General features: G+C 75.8%; 14 protein-coding genes. 9 read left to right on the top strand and 5 right to left on the bottom strand.

Going from position 1 to position 15,668, the window contains the following annotated elements; translation table 11 throughout:
• The coding region (gene sucB / locus EDJALFJO_RS09190; RefSeq protein WP_088284408.1) for a 2-oxoglutarate dehydrogenase, E2 component, dihydrolipoamide succinyltransferase at positions 1-985 on the top strand (985 nt) is incomplete at its 5' end.
• A 78-nt stretch (positions 986-1,063) separates the two neighbouring features.
• Here sucB and EDJALFJO_RS09185 read toward each other — a convergent pair.
• A complete protein-coding gene (locus EDJALFJO_RS09185) occupies positions 1,064-1,372 on the bottom strand; it encodes a hypothetical protein (RefSeq protein ID WP_088284416.1) in 309 nt (102 codons plus the stop codon).
• 92 nt (positions 1,373-1,464) lie between these two features.
• Here EDJALFJO_RS09185 and EDJALFJO_RS09180 point away from each other — a divergent pair, with 92 nt between their 5' ends.
• A complete protein-coding gene (locus EDJALFJO_RS09180; RefSeq protein WP_088284406.1) occupies positions 1,465-2,367 on the top strand; it encodes a TIGR01777 family oxidoreductase in 903 nt (300 codons plus the stop codon).
• An 8-nt stretch (positions 2,368-2,375) separates the two neighbouring features.
• On the opposite strand, the gene EDJALFJO_RS09175 is transcribed toward EDJALFJO_RS09180, so the two are convergent.
• Positions 2,376-4,028 carry a serine/threonine-protein kinase gene (locus EDJALFJO_RS09175; RefSeq protein ID WP_158220353.1) on the bottom strand — a complete coding sequence of 551 codons (1,653 nt, stop codon included), beginning with the start codon at positions 4,026-4,028 and terminating at the stop codon, positions 2,376-2,378.
• 142 nt (positions 4,029-4,170) lie between these two features.
• Here EDJALFJO_RS09175 and EDJALFJO_RS09170 point away from each other — a divergent pair, with 142 nt between their 5' ends.
• Entirely contained in the window at positions 4,171-5,577 is a 1,407-nt protein-coding gene (locus EDJALFJO_RS09170; RefSeq protein ID WP_088284402.1) for an NAD(P)/FAD-dependent oxidoreductase, read from the top strand.
• A 27-nt stretch (positions 5,578-5,604) separates the two neighbouring features.
• Here EDJALFJO_RS09170 and EDJALFJO_RS09165 read toward each other — a convergent pair whose 3' ends face one another.
• On the bottom strand, positions 5,605-6,630 hold the full coding sequence (locus EDJALFJO_RS09165) for a Gfo/Idh/MocA family protein (protein WP_088284400.1): 1,026 nt from the start codon (positions 6,628-6,630) through the stop codon (positions 5,605-5,607).
• A gap of 342 nt (positions 6,631-6,972) precedes the next feature.
• Here EDJALFJO_RS09165 and EDJALFJO_RS09160 point away from each other — a divergent pair, with 342 nt between their 5' ends.
• Positions 6,973-8,517, top strand: a complete 1,545-nt coding sequence (locus EDJALFJO_RS09160) for a family 16 glycosylhydrolase (protein WP_143448400.1) — start codon at positions 6,973-6,975, stop codon at positions 8,515-8,517.
• Positions 8,518-8,585: 68 nt separating this feature from the next.
• Here the strand turns inward: EDJALFJO_RS09160 and EDJALFJO_RS09155 are convergent, their stop codons facing one another.
• The gene (locus EDJALFJO_RS09155) at positions 8,586-10,850 is read right to left on the bottom strand and encodes an MMPL family transporter (protein ID WP_198950153.1); all 2,265 of its coding nucleotides are present in this window, start codon (positions 10,848-10,850) and stop codon (positions 8,586-8,588) included.
• 157 nt (positions 10,851-11,007) lie between these two features.
• On the opposite strand from EDJALFJO_RS09155, the gene EDJALFJO_RS09150 reads away from it, so the two are divergent.
• Both EDJALFJO_RS09150 and lipB read left to right on the top strand, forming a co-directional pair.
• Positions 11,008-11,496: a MarR family winged helix-turn-helix transcriptional regulator gene (locus EDJALFJO_RS09150; protein ID WP_198950152.1), complete on the top strand. Its 489-nt coding sequence runs from the start codon at positions 11,008-11,010 to the stop codon at positions 11,494-11,496.
• A gap of 4 nt (positions 11,497-11,500) precedes the next feature.
• The gene (gene lipB / locus EDJALFJO_RS09145; RefSeq protein WP_088284396.1) at positions 11,501-12,235 is read left to right on the top strand and encodes a lipoyl(octanoyl) transferase LipB; all 735 of its coding nucleotides are present in this window, start codon (positions 11,501-11,503) and stop codon (positions 12,233-12,235) included.
• Positions 12,236-12,258: 23 nt separating this feature from the next.
• On the opposite strand, the gene EDJALFJO_RS09140 is transcribed toward lipB, so the two are convergent.
• A complete protein-coding gene (locus tag EDJALFJO_RS09140; RefSeq protein ID WP_088284394.1) occupies positions 12,259-13,185 on the bottom strand; it encodes an LLM class F420-dependent oxidoreductase in 927 nt (308 codons plus the stop codon).
• Between the two features lie 97 nt (positions 13,186-13,282).
• On the opposite strand from EDJALFJO_RS09140, the gene lipA reads away from it, so the two are divergent.
• The 3 genes from lipA to EDJALFJO_RS09125 form a co-directional block, all read left to right on the top strand.
• Positions 13,283-14,284, top strand: coding sequence for a lipoyl synthase (gene lipA, locus EDJALFJO_RS09135; protein ID WP_088284392.1), 1,002 nt, complete (start codon positions 13,283-13,285; stop codon positions 14,282-14,284).
• A 110-nt stretch (positions 14,285-14,394) separates the two neighbouring features.
• On the top strand, positions 14,395-15,162 hold the full coding sequence (locus tag EDJALFJO_RS09130; protein ID WP_088284410.1) for a DUF4191 domain-containing protein: 768 nt from the start codon (positions 14,395-14,397) through the stop codon (positions 15,160-15,162).
• 314 nt (positions 15,163-15,476) lie between these two features.
• A partial coding sequence (locus tag EDJALFJO_RS09125) for a hypothetical protein (RefSeq protein ID WP_143448399.1) occupies positions 15,477-15,668 on the top strand: 192 nt, incomplete at its 3' end.

Genomic DNA, 15,668 nt, shown 5'->3' with positions numbered 1-15,668 from the left:
CGACGGCGACGGTCTCGTCCTCGCCGACGAGGATCTTCGTGAGGACGCCGCCGACGCGGGCTACGTCACCCCGCTCGTCCGCCGGATGGCGGCCGAGCAGGGCGTCGACCTCTCGAGCCTCACCGGCACCGGGGTCGGCGGCCGGATCCGCAAGCAGGACGTCGTCGACGCCGCCGAGAAGGCCAAGGCGGCGGCCGCGGCCCCTGCTGCGGCCCCCGCCGCACCGGCCGCGGCCGCCGCGGCCAAGCCCGCGGTGAGCGTGTCCGCCAAGCGCGGGACGACGGAGAAGATGTCCCGCCTGCGCAAGGTCATCGCGCAGCGCATGGTCGAGTCGCTCCAGGTCTCGGCCCAGCTGACGACGGTCGTCGAGGTCGACGTCACCCGGATCGCGCGCCTGCGGGCCCGGGCCAAGAGCGACTTCGAGGCCCGCGAGGGCAGCAAGCTCTCCTTCCTGCCGTTCTTCGCGCTCGCGGCCGTCGAGGCGCTCAAGGCGTACCCGGTCGTCAACGCGAGCATCCAGGGCGACGAGGTCGTCTACCACGGCGAGGAGAACCTCGGTGTGGCCGTCGACACCGAGCGCGGCCTGCTCGTGCCGGTCATCCACGGCGCGGGCGACCTCAACATCGCCGGCCTGGCCCGCAAGATCGCCGACCTCGCCGACCGCACCCGCAACAACAAGGTGACCCCGGACGAGCTCGGCGGCGGCACGTTCACGCTGACGAACACCGGCAGCCGCGGCGCGCTCTTCGACACCCCGATCATCAACCAGCCGCAGGTCGCGATCCTCGGCACCGGCGCGGTCGTCAAGCGGCCGGTCGTCGTCCAGGACGGCGACGGCGGCGAGACGATCGCGGTCCGCTCGATGGTCTACCTCGCCCTGTCGTACGACCACCGGATCGTCGACGGCGCGGACGCCGCGCGCTTCCTCACGACGGTCAAGGCGCGCCTCGAGGAGGGCGCCTTCGAGGCCGACCTCGGTCTCTGATCGCTCGCACACGCCGGACGGCGCCGCTCCCCACGGGGAACGGCGCCGTCCGCGCGTCCCGGTGCCCTCCGCGTCCGCTCAGCGCAGCCCGCGGTGCGCGGCCCACAGAACGCCGGCCCGGTCGGCGCCGGCGGCGACGAGCCGTGCGAGCTCGGGCCGGTCCGGGACGGCGAACGAGACGTACGCGCCGCGGCCCCCGGCGACCGGGCGCCCGTACGCCTTCGCGGCGACGTGACCGTCGGGGAGCAGCCGGATGTTCAGCGTCATGAGCAGGAACGTCTCGCCGCGCCGGGTGTCGGTCCAGCGCAGGTGCTCGGGGATCGTCACGTTGACCGCCAGCGCGGTCACCTCGACCCCGTCGTCCGTCGCGGACCCGCCGTCGCCCATGTCGTCGCTCACACCGGCCATCGTGCCCCGATCCCGACCGGGCCGCGCGCGGCCCGTGTCTCGGCGGGCGGCCGGGTCGCGGACGCGCCACGATGGGAGGCGTGAAGATCGTGGTCACCGGCGCGTCCGGTCTCATCGGCACCGCCCTCGTCACCCGGCTGCACGCCTCGGGGCACGAGGTCGTCCGGCTCGTCCGTCGTCCGCCCCGGGCGGGTGACGAGGTCCGCTGGGACCCTGAGCGCGGCACCGTCGACCTCGACGGGCTCGCCGGCGTGGACGGCGCGGTGCACCTCGCGGGCGCGGGCGTCGGCGACCACCGCTGGACCGACGACTACAAGCGCCAGATCCGGGACTCCCGGGTGCTCGGCACCCGGACCCTCGTCGAGGCGCTCACGAAGCTCGACCCGCTCCCCCGGGTCCTCGTCTCCGGGTCGGCGGTCGGCTACTACGGCAGCCGCGGCGACGAGGTCCTCACCGAGACGTCCGGGGCCGGCGAGGGCTTCCTCGCCGAGGTCGTTCACGCGTGGGAGGCCGAGGCCGTCCCCGCGGCGCAGGCCGGGATCCGGGTCACCTACGCCCGCACGGGCCTCGTCATGGCGCCGACCGGCGGCGCCTTCGGGCGGCTGCTCCCGCTGCTCAAGCTCGGCGTCGCCGGCCCGCTCGGCAACGGCCGGCAGTGGTGGCCGTGGATCACGCTCGAGGACGAGACCGCCGCGCTGGAGTTCCTCCTGGAGAAGGACGTCGAGGGGCCGGTCAACCTGTCGGCGCCGAACCCGCAGCGCCAGGGCGAGCTGACCAAGGCGCTCGGCCGGGCGTTCCGCCGGCCGGCCCTCCTGCCCGCGCCGGCGATCGCGCTGCGGGCGGTGCTCGGCGAGTTCGCCGCGGACGTCCTCGCGAGCCAGCGGATGCTGCCCAAGGCGCTGCTCGACGCCGGATTCTCGTTCCGGCACCCCGACCTCGACTCCGCCGCGGAGTGGCTGCGCGCGCAGTCCTGACCCCCGGCTCAGGCCGGGGCGACGCTGCGCACCCGCCAGCCGTCCGCGGTCTCGACGAGCACGAGCCGGACCGGTCGGGCCGCCCCCGCCGGCACCCGGGCCACGACGGCGCCGTCGGCGCCGACCTGCCGGTGCGCGGACGTCGCGACCCGGGCCGTCACCGTCACCGTCGGGCCGTCGGCGCGGACCACCCGGACCCGGGACACCGTGAACCTCAGCCCGGTCAGCCGCAGCCCGCGCGCGGCGAGCCGGTCGACGAGCGCCCGGTCCGCCGCCAGCGCCGGCGAGCCCGCCTCGTCGACGGTGCCCAGCCCCGCGACGGACGCCGACCCGAACGCCGCGGCCCGCGCCGCGGCGAGCCGCTCGACGGCCCGCGCCACGGCCGCCGGGGCCGGCCGCGACGGACCGGCGCCGGACGACGTCCCGGCCCCGGGCAGCCCCGGTCCTGCCGTTCGTGCCCCGGGCGGCTGCGCCCCCTGCGGCTGTGACCCTGACGGCTGTGACCCGGACGGCCCGGACCGGGGGCCCGCCGGTCCCGTCCGGTCGTCGACGAGCCACGTCGCGGCGAGCACCGCGACCAGGCCGCCGACCCCCACCGCACCGCCGAGCACCAGCCCCGTGCGGACCGCGCGCCGCACCCGGCGGCGGCGGTGCTCCCGGCCCGCCTCGGCGGCCGCGGCCTGCCGGTCCGCCGCGGACCGGGCGGCGTCCCGGACCCGGCGCGTGACGTCGGTCGCCCCCGGTCCGGCGTCGGACCGCCCGAGCAGCGCCGCGGTGACCTGGTCCCGCGCCTGCCGGGTCCGGGCCGCCCCGGCGTCGTCCGGGGCGGCGTCGGCCGCGGCCCCGGCGGCGACGAGCCGCAGCGGCTCCGCCGGACCCGCCGTCCACGCGAGCCGCGCGACCTCGGCGGCGTCCGGCCGGCGGTCCGGCCGGTCACCGGTGCACAGGTCCGCGAGGGCGAGCAGCGCGTCGGCCGTCGCGCCCGCCGTCCCGCCGGCCGGGTGACCGGCGGCCGGGCCCGTGCCGGCGTCCGGCGAGCCGGTCAGGCAGAACCGCACGACCGCCCCGAGTGCGTGCACGTCGCGCGCCGGGTCGTCCGCCGGCCCGTCGGCGGGGTCGGCGAAACCCGTCGTGCCCCAGCGCTCGCCGTCCGCCCGGCCGAGCACCCCGGCGACGCCGAGGTCGCCGACGAGCGGCCGCCCGTCGTCCGCGAGCAGCACGTTGCCGGGCGTCAGGTCGCCGTGGACGAGCCCGAGGGCGTGCAGGTCCGCGAGGGTGCGCGCGAGCCCGACCGCGACCGTCACCGTCTCGCCCGGGCCCAGCCGGCCGCGCGCGGCGACGAGCCCTGCGAGGCTGCCGCCGCCGGCGAGCTCGAGGACCAGGGCGCGGGTGCCGTCGGGGCACTCGACGAGGTTGCGCAGCCGCACGACGTGCGGGTGGTCGACCCGGGCGAGCAGCGCGGCCTCCCGGGTGGTCCGCGCGTCGTCGGGGCGGCGCCCGACCTTGACCGCGACCCGGTCGCCGGTCACCGGGTCACGGGCCTCCCAGACGGTGCCGTGCGCACCGCGCCCGAGCAGCCGGCCCAGGACGAGGCCGGGCACGAGCGGCGGCACGGACGACGGCACGGACGACGCACCGAACGCAGACGAGTCATGATCCACGCCGCACAGGGTGCCCCAGGTCCACCGCGGCGTGCGTCCGTCGTCCACAGGTCCCGCCGCCGACGGCCCGCCGCCGGTTCGTCGTCCACAGCCCAGGGTTTCGCCGCGGCAGGAGCACCCGGTCGGCGCTAGCGTCGACCGGGTGAGCCCGGACCCGTCGAACGCCGTCAGCCCCGACCCTGCGCCCGGGCCCGCCGCCGCCCCTGCCGGCAGCACCGGCGCGCCCGAGCGCGCCGACGTCGTCGTCGTCGGCGCCGGGCTCGCCGGTCTGGCGTGCGCCCGCGTCCTGGCCCGGACGGGCCTCGACGTCGCTGTGCTCGAGGCCGCGGACGGCCCCGGCGGCCGGGTCCGGACGGACGTCGTCGACGGCTTCCGGTGCGACCGCGGCTTCCAGCTGCTCAACCCCGCCTACCCCGAGGCACGCCGGGTGCTCGACCTGCCGGCGCTGCGGCTGCAGTCCTTCCCGGCCGGGGTCGTCGTCGCGGACGCGGCCGGCCGCCGGCTCATGGCCGACCCGCGCCGCGTCCCCCCGTCGAGCCTCCTTCGGGCGGTCTCCGGCGGCCTGCGCGGCCCGGGGTCGGTCGGCGAGAAGGCCGCGTTCGCGCGGTGGGCGCTGCGCTGCGCCCTGCGCGACCCACGGGACCTGCTGAGCGCCCCCGACGAGCCGTGGGGCGTCTTCCTCGACCGCATCGGCGTCCGCGGCGCGCTCCGCCGCGAGGTCGTCGACACCTTCCTCGCCGGCACCCTCGCCGAAGACGACGGCAGCACGTCCCGGCGCTTCGTCGAGCTGCTCGTGCGCAGCTTCGTCAAGGGCAGCCCCGCGGTGCCGTGGGCCGGGATGCAGGCGATGCCGGACCAGCTCGCGGCCGGGCTGCCGGCCGGGTCGGTGCGCTACGGCGTCCGGGTCGGGTCGGTCGCGGGTGACGGCGTCGCCACCTCGCACGGCCGGACGACGGCCCGCGCCGTCGTCGTGGCAGCCGACCCGGCGACCGCGGCCGCCCTGCTCGACCTGCCGGTGCCGCGGGTCCGGGCGCTGACGACCTTCTGGCACGTCGCCCCGGAGCGGCCGACGGCGTCGGCCGCCCTGCACGTGGACGGCGACCGGCGCGGGCCGCTCGTCAACACGGTCGTCATGACCAACGCGGCCCCGTCGTACTCACCGGACCCTCTGTCCCGCAACGGGTCCGGCCGGGCACTCGTGGCCTCGACGGTCCTCGGGGACGCCGGCGACCCGGCGACCGAGAAGACCCTGCGGGTCCAGCTCGGGGACGTCTACGGCACCGACACGAGCCGGTGGGAGCTCCTCGTGACGCACGCGATCCCGCAGGCGCTCACGGCGATGGACCCGCCGCTCGACGTCCGCCGCCCGGTCGTGCTCGGCGGCGGCCGGTTCGTCGCGGGCGACCACCGGGACTCCGCCTCGATCCAGGGCGCGCTCGTCTCCGGCCGGCGGGCCGCGAACGCGGTCCTCGAGCACCTCGGGCTCGCCGTCCCGCGGCGGGAGCCGCTGGACGCCGCGGCGAACGCGACGCTCGTCGGGATGGGCTGACCCGCGCCGGCGCAGCGGCCGGCACGTTCAGGCGAGCCCGACGACCCGCCGCTGCGCCGCGGACTCCCGCGCGGCGTCGAGCACCCGGGCCGTCGCGACGGCGTCCCGCGGGTCGACCGGCATCGCCGCCTGCCGCGCCGCGGCGTCGGGCGCGGCCAGCGCGGCGAGGACGGCGGGGTAGAAGTCGCCGTGCCCGCCCGGCGCGGTCGGCACCGGTGCCCGGTCCTCCCCCGCGACGAGCCAGCCGGTGCACCCGGGCTCGTCCTCGAAGCCGCCGAAGGCGTGCGCCTCGGCCTCGAACCGGGTGACGACGTAGGCGCCCGCGGAGCCGAGCACCCGGGTCCGCGGGCCGGGCGCACCGGCCACGGACGACATCGTGAGGTGGCTGCGGACGCCGCCCGCGTGCTCGAGGGCGAGGAAGGCCTCGTCCTCGGCGCGCGTCGTCCAGGCGGCAGTCTCGGCGTACACCGCGACGGCCGGGCCGAAGAGCAGGAGGGCGACGTCGACGAGGTGCGGCCCGAGGTCGAGGAGCATGCCGCCGCCCTCGGCCGCCGGGGCGTTCTCCCGCCAGCGGTCCTTGGACACGGGGCGCCAGCGCTCCCAGCGCCGCTCGAACCGGTGCACCTCGCCGAGCGCCCTGTCCGCGAGCAGCCGGGCGAGCGTGAGGTTCTCCGGGTCCAGGCGCCGGTTCTGGAACACCGTCATCGGCACCCCGAGCGCGGCGGCCAGGTCGACGACGTCCGCGGCCTGGCGGGCGTCGACGGCGAGCGGCTTGTCGACGACGACGGGCACCCCCGCTTCGAGGCACGCGAGGGCGTTGAGGGCGTGGACGCCGCTCGGCGACGCGACGACGACGAGGTCCGGGCCGGTCGCCAGGGCCGCACCGAGGTCGGGGGCGACGAGCGCGTCCGGCAGGTCGGCGGCGACCTGTGCCGCGCGGCCGGGGTCCGCGGTGACGACGACCGCCGGCGGAGCACCCGCGGCCGCCAGCAGCGGGGCATGGATGCCCCGGCCGGCCGACCCGTACCCGACGAGGGCGACACGTGGGCTCATGGGTCCACCCTGCCAGCACGACGCGTTCACCGATCCGGCGCTACCGGATCAAGGGCACGTTATGAAGACCGTTTCGACATCTTGGTCGTCGTGATCTGAGTCACTACTCCAACCCCACGGGCCCCATCCGCACCACCGGACGTTGGCGGCGTTTCCGCAGGTCGCACGGTGGAATCCCGAGGGGGCAGCGCCGCGGCGCCGACCACGACGTCACGTCACCACTACCGTCCGCACATGGGCTGAACGGGGGAACCCCCGCTACATTCCGCAACCGTGATCGTCGATCAGGCCAGGCCAGGGCCCCGGCATCGCTCGGAACCGTCACACCAGGTGACCCCGGCGATGCTCGTGCGCCACAGCAACGACCGCACCCGGTCCGTCCGCCCCGGACGACGCGCGGTCGCCGTGGTCCTCGCCTCGACCGTCGTCGTCGGCGGCTCCGTGGCCGCGGGTGTCGCCCAGGCGACGACGACCAACCTCGTCGCGAACCGCGACTTCGAGGACGGCCTCGCGGGCTGGTACACGAGCGCACCGTTCACCGTCGAGCGGGTCAGTCCCGGCCACGACGGCGACTGGGCGGCGCTCGTGACGAACAGCGGCTCGACGACCCGCACGGGCGCCCTCAACGACACCGTGAACACCGTCGCGAAGACCGTCGCCGGGCACCGCTACCGGGCCCGCGCCTACGTCAAGGCCGACGTCGCGGGCCGCCGGCTCGCCGTCCGGCTCATGGAGTACCGCGCCGGGACCCTGCTCGGCGAGCAGACGCGGACCGTCGTCGCCGGCGACACCGGCTGGCACCGCGTCGCCGTCGACTACACGGCCGCCGCGGACGGCGCGACGCTCGACCTCAACGTCCTCGGGCGGGCGCTCCCGGCCGGCGCCTCGTTCTTCGTCGACGACGTCAAGCTCGTCGACCGCGGGCCGGCGCCGGACGCCGCCGCGGCACCGGTGCCCGTCCCGGCGTCCCCGTCGGCCTCCCCGGATCCCGGGCCGACCGCGACCGCCACGCAGGCCCCGACCGCCACCGCGTCGCCGTCCCCCACCGTCGGCGACGGCAGCGCGACCGCTCCGGCCCCGACGAAGAGCACCGACCCGGCCCCGACGCCGACGCCGACGAAGCCCGCGCCGGTCCCGGCCGGCTGGAACCTCGTCTGGTCCGACGAGTTCGACGGCGCCGTTGACCCCGCCGACTGGACCGTCGAGAACCGGTCGACGTACGGCGACGGCAACTCCGAACTGGCCTGCCTCATGAACCGGCCGGAGAACATCTCCGCCTCCGCCGGGGTCCTCACCCTGCGCGCCCGCCGCGAGGCCACCCCGATCGCGTGCGGCAGCAGCGACGCGCGCTTCCCGGGCGGCCGCTCGTACACGTCGGCGATGCTCAAGACGAAGAACGCCTGGACGTACGGCCGGTTCGAGATCCGGGCGAAGCTGCCGCTCGCGCCCGGCGCGTCGAAGGGCCTGTGGCCGGCGTTCTGGCTGCGGCCCGTCGGCGGCGGCACCGGCGAGCTCGACGTCCTCGAGGCGATCGGCAGCGGTGCGGGCGCCGACACGTCGAACAAGATCCACCAGACGATCTGGTACGACTACAACGGCACGCACCCCAAGCAGGTCAGCGTCGCGACGACCCCGTTCGACGTCTCCGCCGGCTGGCACACGTACGCCACCGAGTGGGAGCGCGGCGAGATCCGCTGGTACATCGACGGGAAGCTGACCTACAGCCGGACGTCGACGACGACCTCCTGGCTCGACGACGCGTTCGCCAAGCCGTTCTACGTGCGGCTCAACCTCGCGGTCGGCGGCACCTGGCCGGGCAGCCCGGACGCCTCGACGGCGTTCCCGGCCGCGTACTCGATCGACTACCTGCGGGTCTACCAGCGCTGACCCGCGCCAGGACCGCGGACGGCGGCGTCACCCGTGCGGGGGTGACGCCGCCGTCCGCCGTCCGGCCGTCAGTCGACCGGCTGGTCCGCCCGGGCCAGCCGGCTCGGCCACCAGACCCGGCGGCCGATGTCGTACGAGAGCGCCGGCACGAGCAGCGACCGCACGACGAGGGCGTCGAGCAGGACGCCGAACGCGACGATGAAGGCGATCTGCGCGAGGAAGAGGATCGGCAGCACGCCGAGCGCCGCGAACGTCGCCGCGAGGACGATGCCCGCGCTCGTGATGACGCCGCCGGTGACCGACAGCCCGGTGAGGATGCCGGGCCGGGTGCCCTGCCGGATCGACTCCTCGCGCACCCGCGTCATGAGGAAGATCGAGTAGTCGATGCCGAGCGCCACGAGGAACACGAAGCCGTAGAGCACGACGGTCGGGTCCGACCCCGGGAAGTCGAAGACGTGGTTGAAGACGAGCGCCGACGTCCCGAGCGTCGCCGCGAACGACAGCACGTTGGCGATGATGAGGACCACCGGTGCGACGAGCGAGCGCAGCAGCAGCGCGAGGACGACGAAGATCACCAGCAGGATGAGCGGGATGATCCGGTTGCGGTCGGCCGCCGAGATGTCCCGGACGTCGAGGTTCTGCGCGGTGACGCCGCCGACGAGCGCGTCCTTGCTCACCCCGTCCAGCGTCGTGCGCAGCGCCCGGACGGTGTCGTCGGCCTGCGGTGAGTCGGCGGGGTCGCTGAGCGTGACCTCGAGCTGGACGAGCCCGTCGACGACCTTGGGCACCGTGGAGTTCGCGTCGGGGCCGGTGGCGGCCGCGGGGGCGTCCGTCGTCGGGACGACGGAGGCGACCCCGTCGACACCCTTGACCGCGGCGACCAGCCGGTCGGCGTCCGCCGCCGGGCCGATGACGACCGTCGGGCTGCCGGAGCCGCCGGGGAAGTGCTGCGCGAGCTGCTCGTCACCGGTCACGGACTCGACGGTCACGAGGAAGACGTCCGACTGCTTCGTGCCGTCCGCCTTGAGCGTCGGCAGCCAGGCGGCGAGCCCGACGAGCACGATCGCGGTGACGACCCAGACCCGGCGCGGGTGGGTGCCCACGAGGCGCGCGACCCGGGCCCAGATGCCGCGGGTCTCGGCGCCCTGGCTGCCGACGTGCGGCACGCCGGGCCAGAAGATCCAGCGGCCGTGCTCGCCGGACGTCGTCCGCCCGGGGACGACGAGGATCGCCGGCAGGAACGTCAGCGCCGAGAGCATCGCCGCGGCGATGCCGATCGCGCCGACCGGGCCGAGGCCGCGGGTCGGGCCGAGGTCGGACAGGAGCAGGCAGAGCAGACCGAGGATGACCGTGCCGCCCGAGGCGAGCACCGGCTCCAGGGTGCGCCGCCACGCGAACCGCATCGCCTCGAAGCGGTCGTCGTGCCGGCGCAGCTCCTCCTTGTAGCGCGCGACGAGCAGGAGGGCGTAGTCGGTCGCGGCACCGACGACGAGGATCGACAGGATGCCCTGGCCCTGCCCGTCGAGGGTGATGACGTCGTTCTTCGCGAGGAAGTACACGACGACGCTCGCGAGGCTCAGCGCGAAGACCGCGGAGAAGATGACGAGGAACGGCACGACGGGGCTGCGGTAGACGACGAGCAGGATGACGAGCACCGCGCCGAGCGCGACGAGCAGCAGGACGCCGTCGATGCCGCCGAACGCCTCGACGAGGTCGGCGAGCTGGCCGCCGGGGCCGGCGACGTAGACCTGCGCCCCGGCGGTCTCGACAGAGCCCTCGAGCGCCCTGATCTCCTGCACGGAGCGCTGGATCGGGCTCTCGCCGTCCGCGAGCGTGATCCCGATGTCCTTGACGTCGAAGCTCACCAGGGCGAGCGCGGCCTTGCCGTCCTGGGACGGCACGACCGGGATCGGCCCGGGGACGAGGAAGTCGCCGACCTTGGCGGCCGCGGCGCCCGTGACCGGTACCTCGACCGACGGGATCCGCTCGGCGAACGCCTGGAAGGCCGAGAGCTGCTCGGGGGTGAGCGCGGTGTCCGACTCGAGCAGGACGAACGCCGGGAACGACTGCGTCTGCGCGAACTTCGCCTGCAGGTCCGACACCTTCGTCGACTCGGCGTCCGCGGGCAGGAACGACGACGCGTCGTTCTTCTGCACCTCGGCGAGCCGGCCGGAGTACGGCCCCGCGACCCCGCCGACGGCGAGCCAGGCGATGACGAGGGCCAGACCCAGGACGAACCAGCGGCGGGTGCGGAGCCAGTGCCGCAGCCGGGGCCAGAGGCCCTGCGGGGCGGCGGGCGGGGTGTCGGAGGCGGTGTCGAGCTCGGCGGTCACGGGTCAGGCTCCGGGATCGGGGGTGGTGGACGTCCGGCAGGCCGGGAGGTCGACCGGCCGGAGAATGTTCAGCATGCTGAGCAGCGCCGACAATACTGCTGCCCGGCGCGACCGGCCGCACCTCGAAGGTCCGACGCGCGGGGCGTACCGTTACGCCGTGGACCCGATCGAGACGTGGCCGACAGGGCGGCTCCTGTCGTCCGCAGCGCGCCTCGTCGAGCACGAGTGGAACACCCACCTCGCGCGCTGGGACCTCAACCACGCCAGCCTCGCCGTCCTCCACGTGCTCGGCACCCGGCCGATGACCCAGCGCGAGCTCGCGGCCGCCGTCCAGGTCGAGGACCAGACGATGAGCCGCACCGTCGAGCGGCTCGAGCGCTCCGGGTACGTCGAGCGGCACCGGGACGAGGCCGACCGCCGCCGGGTCGTCGTGAGCCTCACCGAGTCCGGACGGCGCACGTACCTGCGGGCGAGCGACATCGAGGTCGCCGAGGGCTACTTCGCCGACGCCGTCGAGGACGTCGAGGCGCTGCGCCGCGCGCTCGTCGCCGTCGTCCGGCGCCGGTCCCGGCAGCGCTGGCCGGAGGCGTCGGCACCCGACGGGCCGACCGGCAGCGGGCCGGCCGAGGACCGCGACGTAGGCTGACGGCATGTCCGCCCCGACGTCCGCCGTGCCCCCGGCAACCGCCGCGCCCGACGCCGTGCCCGGTCCGGTCCGGGTCGTCCGGGCCGGTCTCGGCGACGACCGGGTCGACTACCTCGAGGCCTGGCAGCAGCAGCGCGACCTGCACGCCGCCGTCGTCGCCGGCACCGCGCCGGGCACCGTGCTGCTCCTGGAGCACCCCGCGGTGTACACGGCGGGCAGCCAGACCGAGCCGCACGAGCGGCCGTTCGACGGCACCCCGGTGCACGACGTCGACCGCGGCGGGAAGATCACCTGGCACGGTCCCGGGCAGCTCGTCGGCTATCCGGTGGTCCGGCTCGCGGCCCCGATCGACGTCGTCGCCTACGTCCGGCGGGTCGAGCAGGTGCTCATCGACGTCTGCGCCGACCTCGGCGTGACGACCGGCCGGGTCGCGGGCCGCTCCGGGGTGTGGGTGGCCGCCGACGGCCCCTCGGGACAGGGCCGGCCCGAGCGCAAGATCGCCGCCATCGGCATCCGGGTGAGCCGGCAGGTGACCATGCACGGCTTCGCCCTGAACTGCGACCCCGACCTCGCGGGCTTCGCCGCGATCGTCCCGTGCGGGATCGCCGACGCCGGGGTCACGTCGCTGTCCGCCGAGCTGGGCCGCGACGTCACCGTCGCCGAGGTCGTGCCGCTCGTCGAGCGGCACCTGGCGGACGCCGACCTCGGCGGGTACCTGGCCCGGCGCGCGAAGGGCTGAGCCCTTCCCCTCGTCCGGCCCGTTCAGGCGACCTGCGGCATGACCTCGCTCGCGACGAGGTCGACGTGGTCGAGGTCCGCGAGGTCGAGCAGCTGGACGTAGGCCCGGTCGACCCCGAGGGCCGCGAGCGCCCCGAGCCGGTCGACGACCTCGGCCGGCGTGCCGCACAGCCCGTCCCGGCGCAGCTCCGTCGCGTCAGCGCCGATCGCCTGCACCCGTCGGGCGACCTCGGCGTCGTCCCGGCCGACGACGGTCGTCGCGGCGTACGAGAGCGCCAGCGTCGCCGGGTCCCGGCCCGCGGCGGCGCAGGCCGCCCGGACCCGCCCGACCCGGGCGGCGACCTCGTCGAGATCGCAGAAGCCGATGTTGAACTCGGTCGCGTACTGCGCCGCGAGCTGCGGCGTCCGCCGCTTCCCGCCGCCGCCGACGATGATCGGCACCTGCGCCTGGACCGGCTTGGGCAGCCCCGGGTTGTCGACGACCCGGTGGTGGGCGCCCTCGAAGGTGTACCGCTCCCCCACCGGCATCGACCACAGCGACGTGATGATCTCGAGCTGCTCCTCGAACCGGTCGAAGCGCTCGGAGGGCTCGGGGAACCCCAGGCCGAACGCCAGGTGCTCCTCGGCGAACCAGCCCGCCCCCAGGCCCAGCTCGACCCGGCCGTCGGACATGTCGTCCACCTGCGCGACCTGGAGCGCGAGCACGGCCGGCTCCCGGAAGGTCGCCGGGCTGACGAGCGTCCCGAGCCGGATCCGGGTGGTCTCCCGGGCGAGGCCGGCGAGCGTCGTCCAGGCGTCGCTCGGGCCAGGGCGGCCGTTGCCGGAGAAGGGCAGGTAGTGGTCGGAGCGGAAGAACGCGTCGTACCCCGCATCCTCGGCGCGGCGGACGACGGCGAGCAGGTCCGCATGGCGGGCGCCCTGCTGGGGTTCGGTGAAGACGCGCAGCAGCATGACCCGACCTTATGCGGCGAGGGTCACCGTCGGCCCGGGCATACCCCCGCGCCGGTCGGCGCTTAGGCTGGGCGTGGACGACGAGAGGAGCCCGGCCGTGACGGTCGTCCCCGAGGGACGCAAGATGCTGCGCGTCGAGGCGCGCAACGCCGAGGTCCCCATCGAGCGCAAGCCCGAGTGGATCCGCACGACCGCGCACATGGGCCCGCAGTACACCGAGCTCACGGGCCTGGTGAAGTCCGGCGGCCTGCACACGGTCTGCCAGGAGGCGGGCTGCCCCAACATCTTCGAGTGCTGGGAGGATCGCGAGGCCACCTTCCTCATCGGGGGCAGCGAGTGCACCCGCCGCTGCGACTTCTGCCAGATCCACACCGGCAGGCCCGAGCCGCTCGACCGTGACGAGCCGCGCCGGGTCGCCGAGAGCGTGCTGGCGATGGGTCTGCGCTACGCGACCGTCACCGGTGTCGCCCGCGACGACCTGCCCGACGAGGGCGCCTGGCTCTACGCCGAGACGATCCGGGCGATCCACGCGCTCAACCCGGGCACCGGCGTCGAGATCCTCGTCCCGGACTTCTCCGGCGACCCCGGGCTGCTCCAGCAGGTCTTCGACGCCGCCCCCGAGGTCTTCGCGCACAACGTCGAGACGGTCCCGCGGGTCTTCAAGCGGATCCGCCCGGCGTTCCGGTACGAGCGCTCCCTCGACGTCGTCGCGCAGGGCCGGGCCGCGGGCCTGGTGACGAAGTCCAACCTCATCCTCGGCCTCGGCGAGACCCGCGAGGAGGTCTCCCAGGCGCTGCACGACCTGCACGACGCGGGCTGCGACCTGCTGACGATCACCCAGTACCTCCGGCCCTCGCCGAAGCACCACCCCGTGGAGCGGTGGGTGAAGCCCGAGGAGTTCGTCGACCTGCGCGACGAGGCCGAGGAGATCGGGTTCCTCGGCGTCATGTCCGGTCCGCTCGTGCGCTCGTCGTACCGCGCCGGCCGGCTGTGGGCGCAGGCGATGACCCGGCGCGGCCGGCCGATCCGCCCCGAGCTCGCGCACCTCGCCGAGCCCGGCACGGCCCGCCAGGAGGCGTCGGCGCTGCTCGCCCGCTGACCTGCGGGCTGACCCGCGGGCTGACCTGCGGGCCGGTCGGCCTGCGCCGTCCGGGGTGACCGCCCATGGTCGTGCACGCCGGCCGCGCCGGGGCCCGTATCCTCTGGGTCATGGCACGTGGATCCTCCGGCAGCTCCCCCGCGCCCGACGCCGCACCGGCGCGGCGCGGGTTCCTCCGTCGTCGCGGTGGCGGTGACGGCGCCCCGAAGAAGCAGGGCCGGGTCGCCCAGCTGCGGGCCGTCTTCACGATGACCCGCAAGGCCGACCCCGCGCTGCCGTGGTGGATGCTCCTCGGCTTCTTCGGGCCGGTCGCGCTCGGCGTCGCCATCGGGGCCGCGGTCGACCACCCGTACTACGTGCTCGTGCTGTCGGTGCCGCTCGGCTTCCTCCTCGCGACCTTCATCCTGGCCCGCCGCGCCGAGCGCGCCGCGTACACGCAGATCGCCGGCCAGCCCGGCGCCGTCGGTGCGGCGCTGACGAGCCTGCGCCGGGGCTGGAACGTCGACCAGGAGCCGGTCGCCTTCGACCAGCGCACCCAGGACCTCGTGTTCCGCGCCGTCGGCCGCCCCGGCGTCGTCCTCGTCACCGAGGGCCCGCTCCCCCGGGTCAACCGGCTCGCGGACGCCGAGCGCAAGAAGACCGCGCGGCTGCTGCCGAACGTGCCCGTGACGGTCCTCCACGCCGGCGACGGCGCCGACCAGGTGCCGCTGCAGAAGCTCAACAGCAAGCTGTCCCGGATGCGCCCGGCGATCAGCAAGCAGGAGGTCAGCGAGGTGTCCCGCCGGCTGCGGGCGCTCGGCGGCGTCCGGCCCCCGATCCCCAAGGGTGTCGACCCGACGCGGGTCCGCCCCGACCGCAAGGCGATGCGCGGCCGCTGACCCCCGGCGGTCACCCGGGTGCGAACGATCCCCGTCCGGACGCCGTCCGGACGGGCTAAAGCGCGCGCCCCCGGCGCCGATACCTGCTGGGTCATCGCCACCCGACCCTCCGACCGGGCGTCACCCCGGCGGCCCGCCAGTCACCGACCGTCGACCCACCGTTGCGCGCACGTCACCCGGGAGAAACACCGACCCGCTTGACTGGTCGACGTGACGACGGGCGGCGAAACGGGGCGGACCGTGACAGAACGGGTCATCAGTACTAGGTTCTGTCCGGTCGGTCGCCTGTCCCCCGATGCACTCGGAGGTCCGACATGATCCCCACCCCCGCGAACGGCGTCGCCCGCGTCGTCGGCGCGCTGGTCCGCAGGGCCGACGCGACACTCGCCGTCGGAGCCGCCCGGAACGCCGCGGTGAGCATGGCCGCCGGCCGGGCCCGCCACCTCGACGAGCTGCGGACGCTGCGCGACCTGCGCGCCGTCGAGGAGTCCTTCACCACCACCGAG

It is taken from the genome of Kineosporia sp. A_224, assembly GCF_002198655.1.
Lineage (GTDB): Bacteria > Actinomycetota > Actinomycetes > Actinomycetales > Kineosporiaceae > R-H-3.
The sequence above is the reverse complement of the archived record's forward strand: the minus strand, read 5'-3'. Positions and strand labels throughout refer to the sequence as shown.

What these genes read in the sequence shown, in the direction of transcription:
- EDJALFJO_RS09130 (WP_088284410.1), top strand. Translation starts at nt 14,395, where the DNA reads ATGGCACGTGGATCCTCCGGCAGCTCCCCCGCGCCCGACGCCGCACCG.
- lipB (WP_088284396.1), top strand. Translation starts at nt 11,501, where the DNA reads ATGTCCGCCCCGACGTCCGCCGTGCCCCCGGCAACCGCCGCGCCCGAC.
- EDJALFJO_RS09165 (WP_088284400.1), bottom strand. Translation starts at nt 6,630, where the DNA reads ATGAGCCCACGTGTCGCCCTCGTCGGGTACGGGTCGGCCGGCCGGGGC.
- EDJALFJO_RS09160 (WP_143448400.1), top strand. Translation starts at nt 6,973, where the DNA reads ATGCTCGTGCGCCACAGCAACGACCGCACCCGGTCCGTCCGCCCCGGA.
- EDJALFJO_RS09180 (WP_088284406.1), top strand. Translation starts at nt 1,465, where the DNA reads ATGGGAGGCGTGAAGATCGTGGTCACCGGCGCGTCCGGTCTCATCGGC.
- EDJALFJO_RS09140 (WP_088284394.1), bottom strand. Translation starts at nt 13,185, where the DNA reads ATGCTGCTGCGCGTCTTCACCGAACCCCAGCAGGGCGCCCGCCATGCG.
- EDJALFJO_RS09185 (WP_088284416.1), bottom strand. Translation starts at nt 1,372, where the DNA reads ATGGGCGACGGCGGGTCCGCGACGGACGACGGGGTCGAGGTGACCGCG.